The organism is Xanthobacter sp. BG11Y11_SDJG, assembly GCF_057364445.1.
Window position 1 is genome coordinate 1 of the sequence record NZ_JBNFNU010000431.1, and the last position, 3,401, is coordinate 3,401.

General features: G+C 68.5%; 3 protein-coding genes. All 3 read left to right on the plus strand.

What is annotated here, in order from left to right:
* Window positions 1-157: 157 nt before the first annotated feature.
* Window positions 158-343, plus strand: a complete 186-nt coding sequence (locus tag AC2W7M_RS22290) for a hypothetical protein (protein ID WP_486134999.1) — start codon at window positions 158-160, stop codon at window positions 341-343.
* 502 nt (window positions 344-845) lie between these two features.
* Window positions 846-2,933: a TonB-dependent siderophore receptor gene (locus AC2W7M_RS22295; RefSeq protein WP_486135001.1), complete on the plus strand. Its 2,088-nt coding sequence runs from the start codon at window positions 846-848 to the stop codon at window positions 2,931-2,933.
* Between the two features lie 150 nt (window positions 2,934-3,083).
* Window positions 3,084-3,401, plus strand: a 318-nt coding sequence (locus tag AC2W7M_RS22300) for a TroA family protein (RefSeq protein WP_486135003.1), incomplete at its 3' end; no start/stop codon positions are given.

Sequence of the window (3,401 nt, forward strand, 5' to 3'; positions counted from 1 at the left end):
CCAGCGCCGCGGCCCCGTCGATCCGGCTGGCGGACGGTGATTGGCTCGCTTACGACCCGGGCTTGCCGGCGCCGGAGCGCGGCACGCGCGCGCCCGGGCAGGTCGCCGCCTGGCGCGAGCGGCTGATCATCGCCGAGCGGGAAGCGTCTCCACCCTGGTGGCCCGGATCGGCCGCTGGCTGCCCGGCCGCATCGTCATGGCTGCGCCCTATGTGGGCAGCCAGCGCGTCAGCGGCGTGTTCGACCTCTCCGATCCGGCGCTGGCCCTGGAGGCGGTGGTTCTGCCCGCCGGCGGCCGGGTGCGCCGGATCTCCTCGTTCGCGACCCTGATCTCGCCGATCTGAAAAATTTCGGTCTGAAGGGGAAAAACGGCGGCGCCGGTTTGTACCAGCAACAGGGGCCGCTCTACCCAGGAGACCAGGCACGCTGCCCTCCACGCAGGATGACGGGAGTGGCTGCGAGATGACGAAGCGGGCGGCGGGCCTTTTGGCGAAGCGGCGCGGATGGGAGTTCCGGGGCACGGGCGTTTTCGGCGCGCCTCCTGGCGCTGGGACTGGTGCAATCGGCGGTGATCGGCGCCGTGGCCCTGGGCGCGGCGCCGAGCGCCTTCGCCCAAAGCGAAACGCGGGCGCCGAGCGAAACGCGCAGCTTCGCGATCCCCGCCGGGCCGCTCGGGCCTGCTCTGGTCCAGTATGGCCGCCAGGCCGGGCTTCAGGTCACCTATCTTGCTGCGGCAGCGGCAGGCAAGACCACGGCGGGCTTCTCCGGGGTCGCGACCGGCAGCAGGCCATCGCGCGCATCCTCGCCGGATCCGGCCTTGCCTATTCCTTCCCCAACGCCGCCACGGTGGCCATCACCGCGCCCGCCGACCCTGCAAGCGGGCCCGCTCAGGCCGGCGGGGCCATTCTGCTCGACACGCTGGAGGTGGACGGCGACGGCACGGTCGGCTTCGTCGCCACGCGGACCGAGGCCGGCACCAAGACCAACACGCCGCTGATCGAAGTGCCCCAATCCATCTCGGTCGTGACGCGCGAGGAACTGGACGTGCGCGCGGTGCAGACCGATCCCGAGGCACTCACCTACACGCCCGGCATCTATGCCCAGCCGTTCGGCGGCGCGCAGAACCAGCAGAATCCCTATTACATCATCCGCGGCTTCCCGAGCGCCCAGGGCGGCAGCTATGTGGACGGCCTCATCAGCTACATCAACTACCGCTACGAGCCGTTCGGCTATTCGCGCTACGACGTGGTGCGCGGCCCCTCCTCGACGCTCTACGGGCAGAGCGATCCCGGCGGCCTCGTCAACCGCGACTCGAAGCTGCCGACCGCGCAGCCGTTCGGGGAAATCCAGCTCCAGGCCGGCAACTTCCAGCGCTACCAGGGCGCGTTCGACTTCGGCGGCCCCGCCGACGCGGCGGGCAAGGTGCTCTACCGCCTCACCGGCCTGTTCCGCGACGCCAACGCGCCGATCTACTACGACTACGGCATCACCGCGCCGGACGAGCGCCAGTTCATCGCCCCGGCGCTGACGCTGAAGGTGACCGAAGACACCACCATCACCGTGCTCGCCAACTATCTGAAGGACAAGATCGGCCAGGAGAATTCCTTCCTGTGGCCGGCGACCCGGCAGCTCACCCACCTCGCTCTGCCGCCCATCAACGGCAGTGACGGGAACATCTGGAACCAGGAGCAGTGGGCGATCGGCTACCTGCTGGAGCACCGGTTCTCCAACGACCTCGTGTTCCGCCAGAAGGCGCGCTACAGCCACATGTCGACCACCATCGTCGGGTCCTGGGCGTGGGATGTGGTGGGCTCGGAAGCCTTCCTCGCGCTGTCCGGCAATGACGAATGGCGCAACGATTTCGTGCTCGACAACAACATCGAGTACCGGTTCCAGACGGCGGGTCTCCAGCACACGCTGGTGGCCGGGCTCGACTACCAGAACAATGCCGACTGGATCGCCTTCACCGACAACTGGAACATCCCGCCCTTCAACATCGCATTTCCGAACTACAACACGGTCTATCCGGCCGTGACGCCCTGGCAGTCCGTGCTCTACAAGCAGCAAGTGCTGGGCTTCTACGCCCAGGATCAGATCAAATACAACAACTGGATCCTGACGCTGGGCGCCCGCCAGGATTTCGTCTGGGGCAGCGGGGAGGGGTTCGACCTCTATGCCGCCGATCCGATCATCAACGAGGTCTCGGACGACAGCAAGCTTACCTACCGCGCCGGCCTGACCCATGTCTTCGACAGCGGCGTGGCGCCCTATGTGAGCTATTCCACCTCGTTCCTGCCCCAGAGCGGCGTGGACGCCTTCGGCAACGTCATGAAGCCCACCACCGGCGAGCACTGGGAGGCCGGCGTCAAGTATCAGCCGCCGGGCTGGAACCTGATGCTCACCGCCGCCGTGTTCGACCTCAAGAAGCAGAACGTTCCCACCCCCTATGGTCCCGATCCCTTCGGGCCGCAGGTGCAGGACGGCGAGATCACCTCGCGCGGCGTCGAGCTTCAGGCCACCGCCAGCATCGACGGCTGGAACCTCAACGCCTCCTACACCTACAACGACGTGGTGGTGACCGAGGCGAATCCGGACGTGCCAAACAGCGCGCTGGCGCTCGGCAAGCACCCGCGCTGGGTGCCGGACCAATTGGCATCGGTCTGGGTCGACTACACCTTCTCGTCCGGCCACCTCGCCGGGTTCAATCTCGGCGGCGGTGTGCGCTATGTGGGCACGTCCTATGCCGACGCGCTCAACACCATCGCCAATGATCCCTACACCCTGGTGGACGCGGTGATGCGCTACGATCTCGGCCGGCTCTCGCCGCAGATGAAGGGCGCCCAGCTGGCGCTGAACGCCACCAACCTGCTGGGCACCCAGTATTCCACCTGCTTCAGCGCTTTCGACTGCAATGGGGCGCCCAGCGCACGGTGATCGGCACGCTGACCTACAATGGTGAGCCGCTCCGTCCTTTCGCGCCGCGCCTTGCTTGGGGCAGGGGCTGCACTCCTGGCGGCCAGCGGGGCGGCGGCCGGTGCGCCCCTGCCTCGCCTCGCGGTCGCGGAGCTGGATATCGCCGAGGCCATGCTGGCGCTCGGCGTGGCGCCGGTGGCGATGACCGAAGCGGCCCGCTATCGCGCGCTGTTCGCCGATCCGCCGCTGCCGGATGCCTGCATCGAACTCGGCGCCGCCTGGGAGCCGAACCTGGAGCAACTGGCGCAGGTCGCGCCCGATGCGACGCTGGTGTCCTCCGCCCACGGCCTCCTGGTGCCGCAGATCGCCAAGGTGTCGCCGGTCGCCGTGCTGGCGCCGCCGGAAGAAGGCGGCCGCGCGGCGCGCGCCTTCGCCCTGCTGGACATGGTGGGCCGGCATCTGGGCCGGACCGAGGCGGCGGACGCAGCG